This is a genomic window from Mycobacterium sp. D16R24 (assembly GCF_002013385.1).
Classification (GTDB): domain Bacteria; phylum Actinomycetota; class Actinomycetes; order Mycobacteriales; family Mycobacteriaceae; genus Mycobacterium.
In genome coordinates, this window is the sequence record NZ_MAEV01000044.1 from 1 (window position 1) to 19,818 (window position 19,818).

17 protein-coding genes and 1 pseudogene are annotated in these 19,818 nt (G+C 60.4%); 11 read left to right on the forward strand and 7 right to left on the reverse strand.

Annotated elements, in window-relative coordinates; translation table 11 throughout:
* Positions 1-1,393: 1,393 nt before the first annotated feature.
* Positions 1,394-4,687 (reverse strand): ATP-binding protein, encoded by a 3,294-nt coding sequence (locus B4383_RS25045; protein ID WP_078294440.1) that lies wholly within the window; start codon positions 4,685-4,687, stop codon positions 1,394-1,396.
* Positions 4,688-5,019: 332 nt separating this feature from the next.
* On the opposite strand from B4383_RS25045, the gene B4383_RS25050 reads away from it, so the two are divergent.
* Positions 5,020-5,694, forward strand: a complete 675-nt coding sequence (locus B4383_RS25050) for a TetR/AcrR family transcriptional regulator (RefSeq protein ID WP_176138430.1) — start codon at positions 5,020-5,022, stop codon at positions 5,692-5,694.
* 361 nt (positions 5,695-6,055) lie between these two features.
* On the opposite strand, the gene B4383_RS25055 is transcribed toward B4383_RS25050, so the two are convergent.
* Positions 6,056-6,373 carry a hypothetical protein gene (locus B4383_RS25055; RefSeq protein WP_139361045.1) on the reverse strand — a complete coding sequence of 106 codons (318 nt, stop codon included), beginning with the start codon at positions 6,371-6,373 and terminating at the stop codon, positions 6,056-6,058.
* An 853-nt stretch (positions 6,374-7,226) separates the two neighbouring features.
* Between B4383_RS25055 and B4383_RS25060 the strand changes: the two genes are divergently transcribed.
* The 9 genes from B4383_RS25060 to B4383_RS25095 all read left to right on the forward strand — a co-directional run bounded on the left by B4383_RS25060 (position 7,227) and on the right by B4383_RS25095 (position 15,757).
* Positions 7,227-7,823 (forward strand): hypothetical protein, encoded by a 597-nt coding sequence (locus B4383_RS25060; RefSeq protein ID WP_139361046.1) that lies wholly within the window; start codon positions 7,227-7,229, stop codon positions 7,821-7,823.
* On the forward strand, positions 7,780-9,264 hold the full coding sequence (locus B4383_RS25065; RefSeq protein ID WP_078294472.1) for a radical SAM protein: 1,485 nt from the start codon (positions 7,780-7,782) through the stop codon (positions 9,262-9,264). Before B4383_RS25060 ends, B4383_RS25065 begins: the two co-directional genes overlap by 44 nt.
* Positions 9,261-9,887 carry a dTMP kinase gene (tmk, locus tag B4383_RS25070; RefSeq protein WP_078294449.1) on the forward strand — a complete coding sequence of 209 codons (627 nt, stop codon included), beginning with the start codon at positions 9,261-9,263 and terminating at the stop codon, positions 9,885-9,887. The genes B4383_RS25065 and tmk overlap by 4 nt, the downstream gene beginning before the upstream one ends.
* A 209-nt stretch (positions 9,888-10,096) precedes the next feature.
* Complete coding sequence (locus tag B4383_RS25075; protein WP_078294452.1) at positions 10,097-10,549, forward strand: MazG nucleotide pyrophosphohydrolase domain-containing protein; 453 nt, start codon at positions 10,097-10,099, stop codon at positions 10,547-10,549.
* A gap of 141 nt (positions 10,550-10,690) precedes the next feature.
* Positions 10,691-12,277 (forward strand): SIR2 family protein, encoded by a 1,587-nt coding sequence (locus B4383_RS25080; protein WP_078294454.1) that lies wholly within the window; start codon positions 10,691-10,693, stop codon positions 12,275-12,277.
* 262 nt (positions 12,278-12,539) lie between these two features.
* The gene (locus B4383_RS25085; RefSeq protein WP_078294456.1) at positions 12,540-13,295 is read left to right on the forward strand and encodes a TnsA-like heteromeric transposase endonuclease subunit; all 756 of its coding nucleotides are present in this window, start codon (positions 12,540-12,542) and stop codon (positions 13,293-13,295) included.
* Positions 13,296-13,300: 5 nt separating this feature from the next.
* The gene (locus tag B4383_RS26525; RefSeq protein ID WP_139361047.1) at positions 13,301-14,086 is read left to right on the forward strand and encodes a hypothetical protein; all 786 of its coding nucleotides are present in this window, start codon (positions 13,301-13,303) and stop codon (positions 14,084-14,086) included.
* A gap of 156 nt (positions 14,087-14,242) precedes the next feature.
* Positions 14,243-14,872 carry a hypothetical protein gene (locus B4383_RS25090; protein ID WP_139361048.1) on the forward strand — a complete coding sequence of 210 codons (630 nt, stop codon included), beginning with the start codon at positions 14,243-14,245 and terminating at the stop codon, positions 14,870-14,872.
* A 132-nt stretch (positions 14,873-15,004) separates the two neighbouring features.
* Entirely contained in the window at positions 15,005-15,757 is a 753-nt protein-coding gene (locus B4383_RS25095) for a hypothetical protein (protein WP_078294462.1), read from the forward strand.
* Between the two features lie 378 nt (positions 15,758-16,135).
* Here the strand turns inward: B4383_RS25095 and B4383_RS25100 are convergent, their stop codons facing one another.
* From B4383_RS25100 to B4383_RS25115, 3 genes are all read right to left on the reverse strand, one after another.
* Complete coding sequence (locus B4383_RS25100) at positions 16,136-16,384, reverse strand: DUF3297 family protein (RefSeq protein ID WP_005058085.1); 249 nt, start codon at positions 16,382-16,384, stop codon at positions 16,136-16,138.
* A 281-nt stretch (positions 16,385-16,665) separates the two neighbouring features.
* Positions 16,666-16,824, reverse strand: coding sequence for a hypothetical protein (locus B4383_RS26945; protein WP_217697798.1), 159 nt, complete (start codon positions 16,822-16,824; stop codon positions 16,666-16,668).
* A 475-nt stretch (positions 16,825-17,299) separates the two neighbouring features.
* The gene (locus tag B4383_RS25115; RefSeq protein WP_286144151.1) at positions 17,300-17,710 is read right to left on the reverse strand and encodes a nitroreductase family deazaflavin-dependent oxidoreductase; all 411 of its coding nucleotides are present in this window, start codon (positions 17,708-17,710) and stop codon (positions 17,300-17,302) included.
* 71 nt (positions 17,711-17,781) lie between these two features.
* On the opposite strand from B4383_RS25115, the pseudogene B4383_RS25120 reads away from it, so the two are divergent.
* Positions 17,782-18,030 (forward strand): annotated as a pseudogene (locus tag B4383_RS25120) (MauE/DoxX family redox-associated membrane protein); the annotation flags it as partial.
* Positions 18,031-18,182: 152 nt separating this feature from the next.
* On the opposite strand, the gene B4383_RS25125 reads toward B4383_RS25120, so the two are convergent.
* Both B4383_RS25125 and B4383_RS25130 read right to left on the reverse strand, forming a co-directional pair.
* Positions 18,183-18,791, reverse strand: coding sequence for a hypothetical protein (locus tag B4383_RS25125; protein WP_078294465.1), 609 nt, complete (start codon positions 18,789-18,791; stop codon positions 18,183-18,185).
* Between the two features lie 243 nt (positions 18,792-19,034).
* Positions 19,035-19,463, reverse strand: coding sequence for a cellulose-binding domain-containing protein (locus B4383_RS25130; protein WP_078294467.1), 429 nt, complete (start codon positions 19,461-19,463; stop codon positions 19,035-19,037).
* Positions 19,464-19,818 lie beyond the last annotated feature (355 nt).

The following is a 19,818-nucleotide window of genomic DNA, read 5'->3' on the forward strand; positions in this document are numbered from 1 at the left end:
TGGGGAACGCCGCAGGCACCAGCTGGCCAAGCCGACACTACCGACGTCAGCACATCTAAATGCTAAGCACCGTGCCCCAGATTCGATGAGAATGCCCCAACATCAATGAGAACGGATATGAAACTTTGATAGCCAAAGATGTTCCGGGGCAGAACCATTCGTGACATATTCGTCACAGTGACGTAATGGTAGTGAATAAGAGAGAGGAGGGGCAGGGCGGTGGGGTAGCGCCGTCGTCGGGACGGTCCATGCGATTGCGCAGCTTCGGTTCACGGATCGGGCGCTTCCGGCAGGTATCAAGTGCGATTCGCTGAGGTGTTCATTAATTGGGGTGGAGTGCCGTTGGCACAGGCCGCCGCGCGCGGATTGCCGAAGGTGGTGGGATCGCGAAAACGTATTGACATCTCAGCTGAACTGTCGGGCGGGTTCCGAGGTGGTTGCACTGTTCGTCGATGAGTTGTTAGGCAAATCCCCAAACTGGTCATATCGTCACAGTGACGTTTCTAGGTTTTGGGGGCTTGGGTGGCCGGACGCGGTGCCCGGGTCGCGAAACATGCCGCACCCGAGCGATTTCGGGTGTTGACGCCGTTGACGGACCCGGTGGCTGCGGGCGTACGCGCCGTTCGCCGGGCGGGGCCCCGTGTCGACAAGTAGTGACGTGAAGTGGTGGACTGCCCGGGAAGCCGGGCGCACGTGTCGTCGACCCTGCGTATACTGACGCCGATAAGACACATTATGTCAGATAATCTACTGCATATTGCAACAGATGAATTATCACCCGCCTACCTACCTGCCTGTCCGTTCCGGGGTTAGTTGGCCAGTTTCCGTAAATAAGTGGTCACCTGTGGAATCGCATCTGTTTCCATGAATGCATGGTCCGCACCGCCCCTGTACATCGCAGAGCGAGCGGCAGGGATCCGCACAGGCCACTGTCGCTCGGCTGCTACGACGCGCCTCCACGCCACACACACCCTGGTGCTGCGGAAGCGATCCTGGCTCCGCGGACCGTCGCCAGCACCGCCTGATAACGCGCGGTGTCCCCGGAGCGAAGATGGCGGCGTAGCTCAGGAGGGCGGCGATTCCGCCGAAGGCGACTTGCCGGTTATCGATGCGCGGGCGTAAGTCACTGAGGGCGTGAGCTTGCACCCGCAGCGCAACGACGTCCCGCAGCCATTGGGCGTGCTCGTGGTGGCTCTCCTGGAGCTCTTTGGCGACGTTGAGGTAATCCAGGAGCGTGTCGCGGCGGAACGGGCGAACTTGCCACACCGCCAAGGCCCAGCCAGAGATAATGCCCAGTGCCGCCAACGCCGGGGCGAGCAGATTTGAATTCATAACTCATGATGCCAGCTCAATCCCAGTGCGTTACCGCGGGTTGGGCCTACGGGTAGCGCATTCACCGTATCGCGATCAAGACACCATCGTTGTTGAGGCTGCCGAAAGTCTTGAGCAGCAGGTGCGTTGGCAGTATCACCGTGCCGTCTTGACCGCGTACACCGAACTGGCGATCAGGCTGCCCAAGTGAATCGCGCTCTACCACATCACCGAACAGCAAGTAGCCCAGTGGGCGTTCAGTCGTCGAATCGTCAATCTCAAAGCCCCGAGTTCGCCCGCCCACGTCGATCCGCTGACGTGCCAGCAGGTGATGCCCGCCGTTGTTCACCGCATCCGACAGTTCACCGTTCAGTGCCGGCGCCAACACATCCAGGCGCAGCTGCGGGTCGCCAGATTGGCTCACGCCAAGCCTGCGATCGAGCACCGCGGCCGCTAAGGCGCGCGCGGTGAATCCTTTCTCCGCACATTGCATCCAATACTGCAGCCAACACTCGGCTATCCCGAGACCTTCACCAATGGTCTTGTCCGAAGGCCTCTTATCAGCTGCCAGATCCAGCAGCAATTTCACACCGTACCGGTCTTGGTTTTGACTGGCCTCACAACCAGCCAGCAGAGCATGACTGTAATGCTCGTAGTCATTTGTCCGCAGCGTCCCTGAGGTGCGAACGATTTTCTTGAAGATCTCCCGGAGTCTGACGGTCTCCCCCACCGCGAGCGCGATCCTCACGGCCAGCCGATGAGCGGTATGGATCAAGTTATGCCAAACCCCGTTGACCACCGCGCGATTACGTTCCAAATCCTGCAGGAAATCGGCCAGCTCGATCTCAAGACGATCAATATCGTCCAGATTGCACAGCGCCTCAACCCGCAGATTCTTCAGGTCCAGACGTCGCACATGATCGTTAGGGTCAAGGCCCGCAAGCAGATCAGCAGCGTCTGTGAGCGCCCGCTGGTAATCCTGCCCGCTAAGAGCATGTTCGACTGCCAAGATATTGGCGTGTCGTTCGGCGGCGCCACCATCGGGGAAATGCGAAAACAGTGACTCGACCTGCCGGCGAAGTGCACCCAGTTCCTCAACGGTCTTCTGGTCAGCTTTAGCCCTGCCAGTGAGGTTGCCGATACCGGCCATCAGGTTGACGCATATTCGGTCTCCATCCCACTGGACGTCGCCCTCATCGATGGCGGCCTGCAGGAATCTGATCACTGCTTTGATATCGGAGATGATCTGGGCAACAGGCTCTCCGAGGTGCAGCTGCACCTGCACGATCTGATCGGCAGTCTTGGCCATTGTCTTGAAGTGCGGCGACGATCGCCGCTTGAGGTGATCCATCTCAAATCGCAGCCACTGGCGCGCCTCGTGTGGTCGACCTTGGACCATCAAGAAATTGGCCTCGTTGCCTGCCAACACCGGGCACAAAGTAAGACGATCCGAGCAGTCTTTCGCCAACGACAACAGCTGCAGCACGTGAGTCTGAATCGCAAGAGCGGAGTCGAACTGCTGATGGTCCAGGTACTTCGCAAGCCATGCAGACAAGTGCGCGGCGGTGTTGTCCAGCACCGTCGGGGCACCCTTCAGAGTGCGGCGAATGACGTATTGAACGATCTCGTTGATGTCCAGCTGAACGGAGAATTCCCACGGGGTATCTGCTGATAGATCGTCACGGCGATCCATGAGGGACTGTGTCCTGATTCGCCCGATCGCGGCATTCATTGTCGGCAGCTGCTCGTGAAGTTGTGACCACGGGTCCAACCCCTCAATCAGAGTGTCTGGTGTCCTTGTTGCGCTTGCGAACAGCAGGAAGGCAGGGACGTTTTGTGACGCTAAAAACGAACTGGCAGAGAGCATCCGCTCGGCAACGACCGCTGCGGGGTCACTGCGATCACCGATAAGGCGTTCCAGACACAGTTGTATTGCCGCCTGGTAAGTGCGCGGATATCGGCCCCGGTCATAGGAATCCTCGCCCATCAACTCAGCCAGTGCATCGATCCGGCCCGTGTAGATCTCGACGCCGCTCACCAGCGCCGCCAACGTACCGAAATGCGATGCGGCTATATGCAATAGCAAGGGTCGACGCCCGAGTTTCACTGCTACCCTATCGAGGGCCTCATTGACCCGCCCAGATTCCTCAGTGGTTGATTGTGGCACGTCGTCAATGAGGCGTGAGCGCAACAGCTCTCGCGCTTGATCGCGGTCCATGTCACCGACCGCGATACTCTGGTACTCGGTCCAATTCATAGCGTTAGTCGACGTCACTAAGACGTGGGCGTTGCCGCGCACCGGCACCCAGTGATCAAGCTGGCGGGAACTATGGACGTTGTCGAAGACGATCAACCACCTGCCGATGAACGAGCTCACGCACTCAGTGAACGCCTCAACAATGCGCGCCGAATCGCCGCCCGCCAAGGCGTCCGGGATACCAATCGTGCGGTGCTGGCGCATGATCGAGGAGATAATCGAGGCATCGGACTCGGCATCTATCCAGCACACCCTGTCATAGGAGTCAGCCTCGTTGCGCACATACATTGCGGCGGTCCGCGTCTTGCCCACCCCTGACGGGCCCGTCATTACGCACCGCAGGACTCGTCGCGATCGGATGTTGCTGAAACATTCGACGATAGTCTCGAGCTCGCCGGCCCGCGGTATCCCGTCCCCTGATGGGACGCGTTCAGCTCCCCTGCCCGCCTCCCACCGCGCCGTAACCTGCGCGAGAACCTCGGACGGTTCGGCAAGCAGCGCAGTGAACTCCGTCAACGGCACGCACCGGCAGTTTCGCCCCGGAATCACTTCACTCTCAACGGTAGTGCCGGCGGCCCGGGTAAAAACATCGGCGATAAGCCGACTTTCAAGGATCCACGCTGCACGATCACCTAGAGTGAGACGGTTCTGGCTGCGCCATTTCTGCAGTTCGGCAACGATTCTTGAACGGATCACAAAGGACGGCTCACCTGTGGCGTTCACATGTGCCCGGCGTAGCCTTGCGAGGTGGGCGCCCATCCCGACAGTCAATAACGCTTTCGAGGCGGCCGTATTGTGGCGAACGATGAACTGAAGTTCCTGCAACATCTCAGCATCGGCACACTTGCTCGCGAGAAGTTCGTTGAGACGATCAATGTCATCGCCTGCACGCGCGTTCGTCGTGAGTACATACATCGGGGACTCGATCCGAGCAGTCATGCGCACCAACGTGACAAGCGCCTGGCCAGCACTGATCGTCGAGCTCTTCGGCGCGGCAACAGATTTCGCTTGGTGTATCTCACTAATCAAGCCGTCCCCGGAATACACCGAGAAATCGACGATATCCGGATCGAGGACATTCGGGTCCTCAGGATCCTCGATTCTGACTTGGGTGTTCATCGGCGAACCCGCAGACACCAACGCCAAAAACTTTTCGATCGTGAACAAGTACTGATAAAACAAACCCGAAGCTGCCCTACCTGCTGGCCCTGTGCGCCCTCCCATGGCGGCCAATGTACAGCGGCGGTACGACACATCCGGCCGAACTGACCCCGAGGCGCTCATCGCCGGCGGCATCTGCAGCAACCTCGCTCACTAGAAGCTTCTGCGTAATGTGCACAGCAAGCAAGCCAGATGGCGTACCGCCAAGCGGACCGAGGACGGCAACCTGGTGCCCAGTTGACTCTTACTATCGATCGGATAGGCCAGATCGAACATCGGATAACGACAACGTGACGCCATCAACACAAACACCCGCGCGCATCGGTGCTCGCCAGGCAAACCGGGCCCGCCTCCGGGAGGACCTCCTTGACGCCGCTGAAGAGCTATTCGCCGACGGCGGATACTACGGTGTCAGCGTCCGCGATATCACCGAACGAGCCGGTACACGGCTGGCTGCGGTCAGTGATCATTTCGGAGGTAAAGAGAACCTGCTCCGCGACGTCCTGCGGCGGCGGGTTGAACCCCTCAATGCAGAACGCCGACGATCGCTGGGCGAGCTGTCCGAATCTGGCTCTCAACGACGACGGCTAGCGTGTGTCATTAACGCGTTCACTGTTCCGATGCTTGATCACGCCGGGGACGCTGGCTGGAGGAACTATTTCCGTTTGATTGCTCAGCTGTCCAACTCGCGGGTGCCCGCGCTCAAACTTGTTGCAGACGAATACAACACCATTGCAACGGTATTCATTGATCGGCTTCGCCAGATTTTTCCCGACGCCGGCGAGCCCGTCTATCACGAGGCGTACCTGCATATGGTCGCCGCGACCATGCACACCTTCGCCGATACCGCTCGGCTGGACCGGATAACGCAAGGCCGGGGCAGCACGCACGACATCAACGAACGCCACCGTGTGCTCACCGAATTCGTCGCCGGCGGAATCACCCGACTGGTGGGCCGAGGATAAGCCACACGAACAAATCCAGCTCACCGACGTAGGCGGTGTAGCGCGGCTGGTCAACGGCGACTCGTGAACTGGGTTCTCGCCAGCGGCGGCTCGGACGGCCTCACCGTATAGGATTCGGGTGCAAACGAACTGGTGTGCTAGAGGCTGCATCGGGCATATCCGGCCAAGCACGTTGGGTAACAGTCGGATACACCAATTTATCCACTACAGAAAGCGATCCTGGTCGAACCAGACTGGATCTTTGAAAACCGACAGCGGCGCACTGTTTGCGGTGATAGCACCCCATACAACAACGCACAAACCCATCAGTCCCGTAGATTACGCCATCGGATCACTACTGCGACAACACTGCAACCTTGATCTAGGGGGCCGTCTGCTCCCCTAGATCAATGGGCGGTCGCCATGTGAGATAGGCGGCAAGTAGTGCGCTGGCCAGAGCTGGCACATCCTGCATGGGTAGCACATCGGGTATGTCCCTGATGGCTACTCGGTCGCCGTCGGGGCTTATGGTGACCTCACCGTCAACCCGTGGACGGTCGGTAACGGGCACTCGCACGTATCGGCAGCCAGTGGTATCAGCCTCGACGTTGGGCAGTTTCACGATCTGGTAGCCCTCAGCGTTGAGACTGGCGGGCAACACCGCAGCGATCGTCTCAGCGACGCGGTCTTGCGAATACACGATGGTTTCGGTCTCGTCGGCGTGCCGGCCAGTGGCCAGTCTCAGCGATCCCCTCGAGTGACACTCAATGACTCGTCAACTCCTCGCCGGGCTTTGGTAACTCACGCGCGCATTGGTTGGCTACTTACTGGACGCCGGTTCTGCGAATCACGCTGCGCCAGGTTTGTGATCCGCGGCAGTGGGTGCGGGTCCTCAAATCTTAGGCACGCGGTCAGTAACGCTGCGTGCCGATTACCAAATGCGCGAAGCGGATGCCTCGAGTGTCCGACAATTACTGACAGACAGAGCATTTGATAGCCGTGCCTTTCAGTCCGTGTGGGTATCGGCGGATGTGTGGGCGCGTGTAGTTGCCCGCTACTGGGAAGCGCTCTCGCGCAGCGATGATGCGGGCGTGTGTCGCGAACAGCAATGGCCCGCCGCCAACGGTTCGCCGGGTTGGGCGATCAATATATTGCGACGCGAAAAGGGCGGCCTCGATAAGGGGCTAGCAATAGAATATAGACACGCAAAAATAGTCGAATAAACCTCCAGAAGTGTTGAAATGCAGGACGCGTTGCGCTACAATCATGTTATGACACAACATAATTCAGCGACTATCGATCGCTCGCTTGTTTCTACGCGTGTCGACAACGTAATGACCGACCATCCATCATGGCAAACTATTGATGACACTTCTGTGCGATGCGTTCGCAATGGCGACTCGATCTGGATGATCACGTGCGAACCCGCCGGCGAAGGCGAACATCGGGTGGGCTATGAGCGGCTGCACGGAGAGGGCCTCCCTCCTGCGTGGACACTGTTTGACTGCAGCCGTCTCAATGGTCCCAGTGGTCTTGGGCGGCATATGCGGTCCATGAAAACCGTTGCCCGGTGGCGCAATACCGACTTGTGGGACGCGTTGGCGACATCAATCATCCGGCAGGTGATCCGCGCATCACATGCGCGGCGGCTGTACGCGGTGATGTGCCAGGAATTCGGGCAGGTGTTCGGCACCGGCCGCGGCGACGTCGCATTGTTCCCCGACCCGCAGACAGTCATCGGCCTTACCGATACCGAACTGACTCGACTGGGATTGAGCTTCAAAAAGGACGCGTTACGTGCCGCGGCGCACGCCTATCTCGACTCGGCCGATCACTGGCAGGCGTTGCCGCCACCCGAGCTTGTGGGTGCATTGACGTCCGTTCATCGTGTCGGCGAATGGACCTCCCGGGCCACGGTTGCTGACTATTCCAACGACTTCTCCTTGTATCCGTATGGCGATCTGGCAGTGCGCACGTGGGCGGCAGCAATGGACGCCGACACGCCATGGCCCGCAACCGATGCCGCATTCGCCCAGACATGGGAGAATCTGGCAGCAACGGATCTGTCCGCCTGGACGGTGTCCACGTTGGCGTTTGGAGTACGGCATGTCCGCAGCGCAGCATCCAGTGCTAGGACTGTCGCCGGGTGAGCCCGCCGACATTATCTTCATCAACGCGCCGTTGCGGGACTATGAGGCGCGCCCACGAACCAATGACTTCACCCTGCCCGTGCTGGGAATGGCGTACATCGCGACCTATGCACGTGCGCAAGGGTTTAGCGTCGGTGTCCTAGATGCCGAAGCCCACGGACTACCGCTGGGCGTCGCAGCTGAACTAGTCAACAGTCACCGACCGCGATGGGCCGGGCTGAACCTGCTGGCACCAACCTACGAGATGAGCGCCGAGCTCGCCGCACGCCTGTCCCCCGCCACCGACCTGCTTGTCGGCGGGCACCACGCCCGTGCTCTGCCCGAACGGGTCCTGCGCGACCCGCGGATGAAGCGTTGCCAGGCCCTGGTCATCGGTGAAGGTGAACTGCGTGTGGCCGAACTACTCAGCGATGTCGGCCGGCGCGCAGACCTGCCGCAGGTGCTCTGGCTCGACGACCATGACGGGATTCGCTCAGGTACAGCACACGGCCCCGGTGCCGCGCACTGGCTCTCCCCCGATATCGATGCGCTCCCGTTTGTTGATCGCTCCCTGCTGCGCAACGACCCGGTAGCGGTCAATGGACGCCTGCGTGCCAGCATGGTCGGGGCGCGAGGCTGCCCGTACAACTGCTCGTTCTGCGGGGCCGCTGTATCGGCAAACCCCGACGTCACCATTCGGGTGCGTTCTCCCGACAACATCGTCGCCGAGCTCGAGCAACTCCGCCACACCGGCGTGACAGCATTTCGGTTCGTCGATGATCTCTTTCTTGGTGCCCGCCGCGTGATCAGCGACATGGTCGCAGGGTTCCAGAACGCAGGCGTCGGCGAATGGGCAACCTGGGACGCCACAGGCCGAATCAACGTCATTGACCGGCTCGCCGATCAGGACCTCGATGATCTCTACCAGCAGGGGCTGCGTGAAGTCGCCGTCGGCATCGAATCAGCCAGCCCGCGGATGCTGGCCCTGATTGACAAACGCATCGACCCGCAGATGACCCGCCGCGTCATCAAACGTCTACTCCAACAAGGGATCTGCGTCAAGGGCTACTTCATCTTCGGGTTCCCCACCGAAACCAGCGCCGAAATCGTGGCCACCCGAGCCCTGATCGAGGAACTCTGGCAGCTCAGCGACCAGCTGGGCGGTGACTTCCGGGCCTCAGCGTTCGAGTACCGGCCCTACCCCGGCACACCCGACTGGAACCGGCTGATGGCCACCGGCGCCTACGCCGAAAACGAACTGCTCGACTACCAACCAGTGGACCTCACCGACGGCGGAATCAACGAATCAATGTACGACCGAGACGAATTCAACTTCGCCGTCGCCCGCGACCTCGCCGCCGCACCACGCGGCGATATCCGTTCAGCCCTGCAAACCGTTGTCGCCGAACAACACCGGCGCACCCAGCGCTCACCGGCGATAGCGCCCAGGACACCGCCATGAGCGGCCCCGGTCTGCTAGTCACCCTCGACGGAATGGCGGGGGCAGGAAAAACAACAACCGCGCACCTAGTAGCGGAACAGCTACAGCTAGGCGGCCACACAGCTCTCTACACCTGCGAACCGACCGATTCCCCGCTGGGCCGCTTCGTGCGCGAGCATTTCCCGACGATCACCGGCCACGCCCTGGCATGCATGGTGGCCGCCGATCGCCACGAGCACCTCACCAACGTCATCGACCCCGCCATCAACCAAACCCACATCGTCATCTGCGACCGCTACCTCGTGTCGTCTCTGGTCCTGCAGCCACTGGACGCCGTACCCGCCGCCTACGTCCAAGCACTCAATGCCCCGATGCGCCAACCAGACCTGGCCATCGTGCTCTCGGCCAGCCCCCACATCGCCTGGACGCGAATCGCCCGTCGTGGCCGGCGCGGCCGATTCGAATCGAGCATCCAAGAGCTGCACACCCAGCACAACGCCTACCGCCAGGTCGCCGCCGCCCTCACACAACACGGCTGGAACATGCACATCATCGACACCTCAGATACCGCCGCGGCCGCAGTCGCCGACCAGATCGCGGCCCTGATCGCCGCGACAGCGCCCGCAGCGCGGCCAACAGCATAAATTACAACACTGTTCTTTGCTGGCACGTTGTCCCCAGGCACAAACACCGCCCGCACCGGCCGTGACCTCGCCAGCAGCACGCATCCATCAACAGGTGCAGCCACAGGATCTGCCGCTTATACACAACAACCCGCACGTAGTACACAGTGCGATTAACAGGGGCCCTGCTCTACCGTAACCACAACGGCACCGCTGGAAGGCACCCACTCATGGAGGCAACCGAACAACCGCAGCTGCTCGGGCTGGACGTCCCCGAGCTGGCCTCGCGCCGCCGCCAACAAAACAGCCTCACCGTGCGCCAACCCAACACGTTGACCGTGCGCCAGCTCGCCACCTGGGCAAGCCGCCAACTCGCCAACATCTCCCGCATTACCGGAGTAAGCCGGCACAGCGAGATCTTCACGCTCTCCCAAGCAGTCAAGCTCAGCGAAGAAGTCGGCGAGCTGCACGCCGAGATACTCGGCCACCTCAAAATGCAACGCACCGACAAAAACCAGAACTTCAACACAGAAAGCCTGGCCGGCGAACTGGCCGACGTCATCATGAGCGCCGCAGTACTGTCCCAAGCGCTGGGCATCGACCTCACCGACGCCCTGCACACCAAAATGGCCACCGTCGACACACGCATGGCCACACTCAACACCACCCGGCGCAGCGGATAACCCCGCACCGCAGCCCAACGCCCCCCGATTAATGGGCCCGCGAGCCGACACTGTCTGCGATTTATCCGGTCATCACGCCCGATAGGTGATACCTAATAGCGGCACCATCTTGGCCATGACCGATTCGCGCGGGGAGAACATATGACGACCACGGCAGCCGAAGAGGCGTTCAGCGCCGCCCTCACTGAGCACTTGGCGACATTCACCGCCGCACCAATCCTGTTCGTAGGCTCTGGGCTGTCCCGGCGCTACCTCGACATGCCCGATTGGCAGACGCTTCTCAAACAACTTGCCGCATTGACCAACCGCGAATACAGCTACTACCGGTCCACAGCCAGCGACGACCTGCCCAACATCGCTGAACTGCTCATCGAACCGCTCAAAGACCGACTGTGGACAACCAAAGAAAAACGGCTGCGCACCCAGCACTCCGACAAGCTCCTGCGTCCCGACAGCGCCCTGAAAATCTACGTCACCGAGCTGCTACAGAAAATCAGCGCCAAAAACTCGATCCCCAAAGCCCTACGGCAAGAAGTCGATTACCTGCGCAACGCCAAGGTCGATGCCATCATCACCACCAACTACGACCCTTTTCTCGAGGACACATTCCCCGACTACCGCGTGTTCGTGGGCCAGGACGAACTGGTCTTTTCTGACCCCACCGGAATCGCGGAAATCTACAAGATCCACGGCAGCCTGACCGACCCCAACAGCCTCGTCATCACCGCCTCGGACTACGAAGTGTTCCGGGACCGCAACGCCTACCTGGCCGCCAAGCTCCTGACCTTCTTCGCCGAGCACCCGGTGATCTTCATCGGCTACAGCATGACCGATAGCAACGTGCAGTCGATCCTGTCCAGCCTGGCCAGCTGCCTGACCGACGAGCACATGTCCCGGCTGCAAGACAGGCTCCTGTTCGTCAACTGGCAACCCGCCAGCAGCCATTCAATGGTCCCCACCGTCATCGGCGCCAACAGCCACAACATCCCCGTGCGTGCCATCACCGTCCCGGACTTTCGCGCCATCTTCCACGTACTTGCCGCACTGGACCAGAAGATTCCCACGCGCACACTGCGCCAAATCAAAGAAAAGCTCTACACACTGGTCCTGGACAGCCAAGCCCGCGACCGACTGATCCACGTGACCGACCTCGACGGCGTCGAACACGCCGACACCGAACTCGTCATCGGAGTCGGCGTCATCGCCGAGGTCCAAAAGCGAGGCTACAAAATGGTGACCCGCCAAGACCTTTGCCGTGATGTCCTGCACGGAACCAGCGCGTTCGACTCAGACTTCGTCGTCAAAATGACCCTGCCCGAAATGCTCAGCAGGACAGGAAACTTCCCGATATACAAGTACCTGCGCCAAGCCGGCTACCTTGATGCCGCCGGACACATCAAAAACGACGACGACGTCGCCCCCCGCCTACTCAAACGCATCAACAACATGTCCAACCTCAAACCAAGCCCCAGCATCATGCCCAAAGCACAACGACTAGCCGCCCGATACACCACGCTCGATGCCATGGTCGAAAAATGCTCCACCGACGACGTCATCACACACCTAGCAGCTCTGCCCCACGCCGCGATCAACCTCGACACACTGCGCACCTTCCTGATCAACAACGAACACGAGGCCGACGGAAAACTGGGATCGGCCTTCACCAAAGCGGTATGCGTCTACGACCTTCTGCGATACGGACCAAAAGCAGACTGGGACAAGCACTAGCCGCCGCCCACCCGATCACGCCGTCATCACAGCGCCCAACCGGCCTGCGAACTCTGCCGCCGCCCACGCGCATCGACAAGACCCAGCCGGCCCGCCGGACACATGCGCTGAACCACGAGCGGGGCAACTCATCTGGCAGTTGAACAGGTGCTGCCGTGTGCAGCTGCGGGCGTGTTGACACGCGAGTACGCAAATTCAGGTCTAGCGTGTCGCAGACAGAGAACACTGATGAAGACCAGCATTCTGCCGGAGGTTCAGGTGTATGGGTTCAGGGCTACGCACGCTGCCAGTCAACGCCACCGACCGTGTACGAGTATTTGCTCGGCTCAACGGCGTCATCGAAAACCTTGAATTTTCAACACAGTTGAGTCAGGTTCCGATGGAGACCGCGGCGACGGTTCGTGAATTCTTTTCCTGGCCCGACAAGCCGAACTACGAGGGGCTGTGGTGGTCGAGCACTGCACGGCGCCACGTGTGCTTTGAGTCGCTGCTAGAAGCGGAGTACCTGATGGCCTGCGACTACGACCCCAACGTGGTCGCGATCGCAGCACAGCCAATGGCGTTCTTATGGCCGCGCTCGCGGCGCCCGCGCCGCAGCCACGTCCCCGATTTCTTCCTGCGGTTAGGCGATGGCGACGGATGCATTGTCGATGTGCGTGATGCCGGGCGCGTTGAGGCCGACCAGGACCAGTTCGCGTTGACACGTGACATTTGTGCTGAAATCGGTTGGAGATACCAGATTTTCACGGGAATCGAATCATCAATCGTGCGGTCAAACCTGCGCTGGCTGGCCGGATATCGGCACGACCGTCACCGTCCCGATGAGCATGCTCGAACTGCGATACGGGCGGCGTTTCATGGGGGCGAGTTGCTTGGACCTGGTACCGCCGCGGCCGCCAAAGCCGCTGGCCAGGACCGTGATGTTCTGCTGCCCAGCATTTTTCATCTCATCTGGGCACAAGATCTTGCCGTAGACCTTCATGTCCCGCTGTCGACCCAGGCCCAGGTTTCATCGTGAGATCAGTGCGCCTTTTCGACTGCATCCAATACGACGGCCACGGCTGGCAGGTCGTGGCCCAGGATGGCAACATCCTTGCGCTGAAGAATCTTACAAGCAGCCGGATCCGGAAGATTTCGGTTCCCGATCTCCTGCACGACCCGAGCTATCTTCCAGACCGCCCCGAGCGGCTACCTGACTTAGACCAGGTCGCTGTCTTGGAAACCCTCGACGGCCCGGCGCGAGCGCGCACAGAATTTTTGCACCGCCACATCGTGGAGCTGCTCACAGGCAGGGCACCATCAGACGGAGATATCGAGGGACCCCTACGACCTGAATATGATCCTCGCAATCGGCTGCTGGAGCGCATCGATGCCAAAGCCGCAGAACTCAGGTCCGATGGATTTATGGTGTCGGCCCGAACATTACGGCGCCACGTCAGCGCATACCGACGCGACGGTGTCGCTGGGCTCGTCGACGGGCGAAAAACACGCCAATCGAGCCCCACGGGCCGACTCGACCCGCGCCTGGTGTCACTGCTCGAAGACGCCCTGGCGCAGCAGACGAACATTTCAACGGGCACACGTTCGCGAGTGATAGTCGCCGTTACCCGCGAAGCGCAGGCACTGGGGAAACGGTCGTCGGGCTCTCTTGATGCGCGTCTCGCTTCCACGGAATGGCCAACATTATCCGGAGGAATCACTGCTCGGGTTTCCGGAAAGGAATGGCCAAATGCCATGTTGCAGTGGCCAACTAAATCCGTAACGGACACTGCCCGGCTGTCTCGTATGACAGTTCAGTTGGGACTTTGACAGTGTTCTCGGGACCCGATGACACTGTTTCCGGACTGGCCCTCCTAAAGTCCGGTGTGAAAGCAGAGTCTCAAGCCGTGACCTGCGAGAGTGGAGAACGCACTATGTTTCGAATCATCTGGCAAGCAGTGATCGTGGGAATGGTGGTATTTGCTGATGATGGGATGCAGTGACGGAAAGCCTTCGGCCGACACACCTAAGCCAGGGCCCACACCCATCTCGATTGGGCCGTGGATCGCGGCCCCCGACCCCGATTTTCCCCGAGATCCCTCTGCGATACAGGTTCCTAAATCCACTGAGCGGGTGAATGTCAACCTGGAGATGCCCCGGGGACTGAGCAACGATATGCGGGTGCTGTCCGGGTACTCCGAGGCCATCACCGTGGGGACGGTGACCGGGGTCAATGCGACCACTGAACGCGACGGGGTGCTGTGGACCTCCTTCACCGTCGATATTCTGACCACCCTCAAAGGGGAAGTCCCCAGCCCAGCCACGGTCAACATCATCGGGGGCTACGACGCCAAGGGTGTGCTCTACATTCCCCCTTCTGATTCCCCGACTTTGGTCGGGCAGTCTTACTACCTGTTTCTGCGCCGCGCCGCGCCCGGCGAGGCGTTCGGGTGGGAATGTGTTCCGGTTAACTCCGGGCGGCGTCCCATCGGCGAACTGGATGTGGAGGCCATCAAAGAGGGCCGCGAGGACGCTGTCAATGACGTCGATGTGCTCAAGACGACGTTCATTCCCCAGCAACAGCCGATTAGCTGGTTGATCTGGGCTACCAAATAGTTACTTAACGCCCTGTAACGCAATGTTTTTGGTCGTGCTCCGGATCGGTAAGCATCGTGTCGACACAGGTTGCCCCTTCACATGGATCCCGGTGGCCGCAGGGACGGTGAAGGAGTGGTTAGGGTAGCGAGCATGACTGTGCACGACCGGCTCGCTGAGCTTTCTCAGCGGATCACCGCGCTGACGGGGCAAACCATCAGCCGCGATCAGGCGATGGCAGTGGCCGACCAGGCCTTCAGACAGCAGATCGATCTCGACGACGATGGCCAGCTGCGCACGCTGGTAGCAGAACTCGCTGCACCGCTGGCTGCCGGTGGACACGCAGTGCCGGGCATACAGTCTGGCCAGCCTGCTGAATCGGAGAACGCTGCCTCAACCTTGCCAGCACCCACGCCTTCAGCCGCGGCGTCCGGGAATCGCCGGATGCGATGGGCGGTAGTCGCAGCTGTCGCAGTACTAGTGATCGCGGGCGGCACCACCGCCTACTTCGTGATCCGACGCGCCTCGAACCACTGCGACACTACGGTCGCCGCCGCCGAGGAGGTTGCCCACCTGAGCCTCGAGTTCACCGGTCTCGCAGATCAGAACCTGCCCGCACTCAAGGAGCGTCTATCCCCTGAGGTTTACATACAGTCCGAACAGGCATTCCGCTCCGTCAGCACGATTCCGGGCTCAGATCGATACGTCTCGCATATCGCCGAGCTGACCAGCAAGCAGGTCGAGTGTTCCGGTACCAATGCCCGCGTTGAGTCACAGATCGCCTGGTCGGTAACGACACCCAGAAACCCTGCACCGCAGACCTCGCACGGGAGCTGGGCGACCACTCTCGAATACCAGAAGAACCGGTGGATCGTCACCGAGGTTGAGTACGCGTCTAAGCACTGATGTGGCCGGGGTCCTGGGCGATTTCGCCGCCGGCAGGCCATTCTGCCCGTGTCCAGGCCGTTGTCCTGGTTTCGGCTTATCCGGTTCCGGAAGTCGCCGACCACCGGAGTTGGTTCGGCGGTGGTCCGCTCTCCGGTCCGCGTCGAATAGTGCCAAATCGAATATGCAGGATTACCAGCATATCTGGGTTGTTAGTTCACCCGATCAATCGCTCCGGCCGCCCCGATAACAATCCACCGCGAGACGCCCACCCTCGCGCGCCGGACGGTTGACGGCGTTTCTCCCCCATCGCAACTCAACTGAATCGCAGGTACTCGTTGTAGCTTGCTCGCTGCCGCTCGAGTCACGCGCCGACCACCCGGGCCGTCCGCATTTTTCTCAGCGGAAAAAAGGTTCAACCGTGCCACTGAGCTTGACGACCATAGGGTTTCCGCGGCGATCCTTCGCGGTGGGGACTTCAACACGCACCCAACCCTCGGCCACGTTGTATTCGTGAACGTTGGTTTTCTCGACGCCATTAAAGCGAATACCCACGTCGCGGCGAAGCACCTCTTCGCTATAGAAGGCGCTGCGCGGATCGATGGAGAGGTGATTCGGTGGAACGTCTGTGTTCTGATCCTCGGACATGATGGCCTTCGTTGAATGCTGCGTTAAGCGCTGGGATTGTTCTCAAAGAATCTACGCGACCCTGCAGTAGCAGGTTGCGTGTAGGCCTTAGAGGGCTCTAGCTCTAGTGGCTCTTCCTAAGATGTTCGCGTCGACCCGGCCACGCGATGCCGCCAACCCGAGCCGCTCCCCTGCCGCTTCTTAGAACGGATATCCGTCGTTGTCCGTTCTCGCTCAACACGGGTCTGGTCTCGGGGCGTGACTTCCTCGCGCTTCACATGAGGGCACTCTCCTGCGCAACCTCAGGACGTTGCCGGCGAGGAGCCAAGGAAGTCGAGAACCTCCGGTACGAACTCATGGTGGTACTGGAAGACGCCACCGTGAGCGGAGTTGGGGTAGATCCGAAGACGAGAGTCCGGCAGCCGAGCGGCCATGTCCTTGGAGTGCTCGCTGGCGACCATCAGGTCATTGTCGCCGTTGGCGACGGAGACCGGGATTTTGATCTGTGACAGGTCGTCGGCAGGGTGCAGTCCCGCGCTGGTGATTGCTCGAACCTGCGCGAGGCCGGCCTATGAGGATATCGGCTTGTCCAGATCCGACGTGCGCTCCGCGAGCCGCTCGAAGTGGGCGTTGGCCGCCTCATTGCCATTCGTGGTACGAGGGAAACAGGAAGTAGCGTGGGTCCTTTCGGGACAGGAACGCCTTGGTGTAGGCACTACCAACGGTGCCGCCTACTTCTGTGACTTCGTTTGATGGTGCGCCAATGCGACTAGGCGCTCAGCTAGTCGAGAGCTTACCGGCCCGAGCCGAGACTCCCGTTCGACCAAGATGCCGCGAACCTGTTCTTCCAGCTCATCGCCACCCGCTACGAACAATGACTGGTGACTCCTACCGAACCCGCGCCCGCCGCAAACTCCTCGCCAAGGACCGCACCGACTAGCTGGCCGATAATGTGCTATGCAACGCGGTCTCGGTGGATGCCTGGATTGCCCGCACGGGAGCAGGAAGCTCCGGCGAATCTATCGGCAGCACACGAGGATTCGTCAACTTATAACGCTTCCCCCGATGCTGCACGTTGGCTGATCCTGCCGCTTGAACATTGCGCACCCAGTCCGACTTCGCACCGTAATTCAGAACCACGGACAGGGCGCCGTCCTCAACGAAGGCCATGACCGGAGTGCGATAGCTCATTCCTGATTTGCGGCCGGTGTGTTCGATGACCGCCATATGTTTCATCCGCCGCGCCAACAGACGCGGCACCGGATTGACCACCTTCATGATCTTCGCGACGACTCTCATGGCATCCGCACCAATAAGCGTCGCGATCCGAGCCATCACGGCAGCCACCCAGCCCGATCCACCCCTACTAGACACACGTTTACTATCCCACTCACGCGGGCCGATGGGTCAATTTTCGGGGAACCCTACGGGGTCATTTTTCACAAACCGTTGACACTCACCAGCTGATTCCGTTCGCTTCTGGATGGCTGTTGACGGTGATTGTGTGGGCGTCTACCGCCGCTGAAGCGATTCTCGGAGTCCTGCTCCTGTTCGGGTGGAAGCCAAGACTCGGCGGCGCAGCGAGTTGCTTGCTGCTCACAGTATTTGGAACTGCGATGGCGATATCGCTCGGCGCGGAAGCACCGCTGAGCTACAGCGTCTGTACTCGGCGCAACGTCGCCGTCGCACCCGATTCGAATCCAGGAAAGTACCGCTTGAGGTGAAGGTCTCGCGGCGGTGCGCGCCACGAATCGCTCAACGCGACTGGCTCAGGATGGAATTGATCGTCCCTCATCCCCGGCACGGATCGTCACCGCGTCTACAGCCCCGAAGGTACGACCTTGTCGTTGACCGTTACCTCGACCTGGCCGGTCTTCGTGTCATATTCGACCTTGCCGTGCTCGAACGTCGACACGAGCAGATCACCATCGGCGTTCTCGTCACTGGTGGGCAGGCCCAGCGGACCTGCAGAGCCGTTATTGCCGGTGATCGACGGTGTGCCGTCCGGGCCGCGTTGGATATTCCATGCCTCCCGGATCTTGCCCACGACGATGTACGCGGGCGTGCCTGCCTGGTTGTTCTTGGCGATGATCGCGCCACCCTGGAACTGCTGGAACACCGCGCCGCTCTCCCGTGTGCCAGCGTTGCGGTCACCCGTCAATGCCTTGCCGAGAGCCTGCTTCTGATCTTCGGTTGCCGACGAATACTTGGCAGCGATCGGGCCAGTGAGCGTCACCTCGACGTCCCTGTCCCCGATCAGCTTGACCTGGGTGGACTGCGCCGGCGCTGCGGATGAGGTGGTGGCGATCAACCCGACCCGAGGCAGCGCCGACGTGTCGACGCTCTTGCCATTGCTACAGCCCACAGTGATCAGCACAACGGAGGCCAGGCCCGCGACTGCCGTGTAGCGGTATGCGATCGTCCTCATGAGCTCCCTCTCGCGTCTTCCTGTGGTTTAGGTCGAGATGCGGCTGAACCTCTCGCCCGGCCGAGACTACAACCGAACCAGTTAAGTCGCGCGGAAGATCGCGGTCTTCGTGGGTCCACACGGACCTACGACGCAGTGATGGACGGAGGGCCAGAGCATCTGGGTAATGATCACCGCTGCTCAATGAAATCCACCACGGTCCCGGGCGAGCTGCATGGTTAAAGCCTTGCTGTGCAGTCGCCACTAGCTGCAGGGATACTGCCCGTTGAGCACGCAATTCAATGGTGGTGTGTAAGAACCACTCAGTACGCCTCTCAGCCCACCTGTGGCCGAGCCTCCTGGCGCGATGATGTGATTCCAATTCGCAGGACCCAGAACGTAGTGCGTGCCAGATTGTGCAAGGGTGCTACTCCACGTGTGCCGGATGGACTCTCCCATCGGCAAGTCGAATTCAAGCCGCCAATCGGTGAGCGGCACCGTGCTCAAGTTAGTGATGGTGAAACGGGCGATGAAACCGGTCTGCCACGTCGATGTCACCGACAACGTCGCCGTGGCCGCAGCTGCGTGAGCTACGGGGGCGGCGGGGATTCCGAGGACGGCAAGTATGGACGCCGACACGGTGACGTGAAACGCTGCGCGCCAGCGTTTTACGTAGTTATCGAGTCCGGCCATAACAGCCAACAGTAAGGCCAAACCGACGATATTGACCCTCGCACCGCAGGTAAGCCGCAGTACCTTTGCTCAACTGAGACCGTCATGAAACTTAGTCTCGACTCATTCCCTGCCGACCCCACTCCCCTGTTGGCGCTACTTACTTACGGATCACTGGTGACCGCATGAGCAGGAACACGGCGGAATCGCCTACGGTGAGCTGCCAGTAATCGCTGCATGCTGCACCTAGCGAATCGCCACTCGCCCCCGTGTCCGTTCTGGATCCAGTCGCTGAGTGCGCGCCATTGTTTGACGTGCAGGGTGTCAACGGCAACTGAAAATTGGTCAGGTATCGACGGCTGATAATCGATCCTTT

What these genes read in the sequence shown, in the direction of transcription:
- B4383_RS25130 (WP_078294467.1), bottom strand. Translation starts at nt 19,463, where the DNA reads ATGGCCGGACTCGATAACTACGTAAAACGCTGGCGCGCAGCGTTTCAC.
- B4383_RS25065 (WP_078294472.1), top strand. Translation starts at nt 7,780, where the DNA reads ATGTCCGCAGCGCAGCATCCAGTGCTAGGACTGTCGCCGGGTGAGCCC.
- B4383_RS25100 (WP_005058085.1), bottom strand. Translation starts at nt 16,384, where the DNA reads ATGTCCGAGGATCAGAACACAGACGTTCCACCGAATCACCTCTCCATC.
- B4383_RS25045 (WP_078294440.1), bottom strand. Translation starts at nt 4,687, where the DNA reads ATGAACACCCAAGTCAGAATCGAGGATCCTGAGGACCCGAATGTCCTC.
- B4383_RS25085 (WP_078294456.1), top strand. Translation starts at nt 12,540, where the DNA reads ATGGGTTCAGGGCTACGCACGCTGCCAGTCAACGCCACCGACCGTGTA.
- B4383_RS25075 (WP_078294452.1), top strand. Translation starts at nt 10,097, where the DNA reads ATGGAGGCAACCGAACAACCGCAGCTGCTCGGGCTGGACGTCCCCGAG.
- B4383_RS25090 (WP_139361048.1), top strand. Translation starts at nt 14,243, where the DNA reads ATGATGGGATGCAGTGACGGAAAGCCTTCGGCCGACACACCTAAGCCA.
- B4383_RS25125 (WP_078294465.1), bottom strand. Translation starts at nt 18,791, where the DNA reads ATGAGGACGATCGCATACCGCTACACGGCAGTCGCGGGCCTGGCCTCC.
- B4383_RS25060 (WP_139361046.1), top strand. Translation starts at nt 7,227, where the DNA reads ATGAAAACCGTTGCCCGGTGGCGCAATACCGACTTGTGGGACGCGTTG.
- B4383_RS25095 (WP_078294462.1), top strand. Translation starts at nt 15,005, where the DNA reads ATGACTGTGCACGACCGGCTCGCTGAGCTTTCTCAGCGGATCACCGCG.
- tmk (WP_078294449.1), top strand. Translation starts at nt 9,261, where the DNA reads ATGAGCGGCCCCGGTCTGCTAGTCACCCTCGACGGAATGGCGGGGGCA.
- B4383_RS25080 (WP_078294454.1), top strand. Translation starts at nt 10,691, where the DNA reads ATGACGACCACGGCAGCCGAAGAGGCGTTCAGCGCCGCCCTCACTGAG.
- B4383_RS26945 (WP_217697798.1), bottom strand. Translation starts at nt 16,824, where the DNA reads ATGGTCGCCAGCGAGCACTCCAAGGACATGGCCGCTCGGCTGCCGGAC.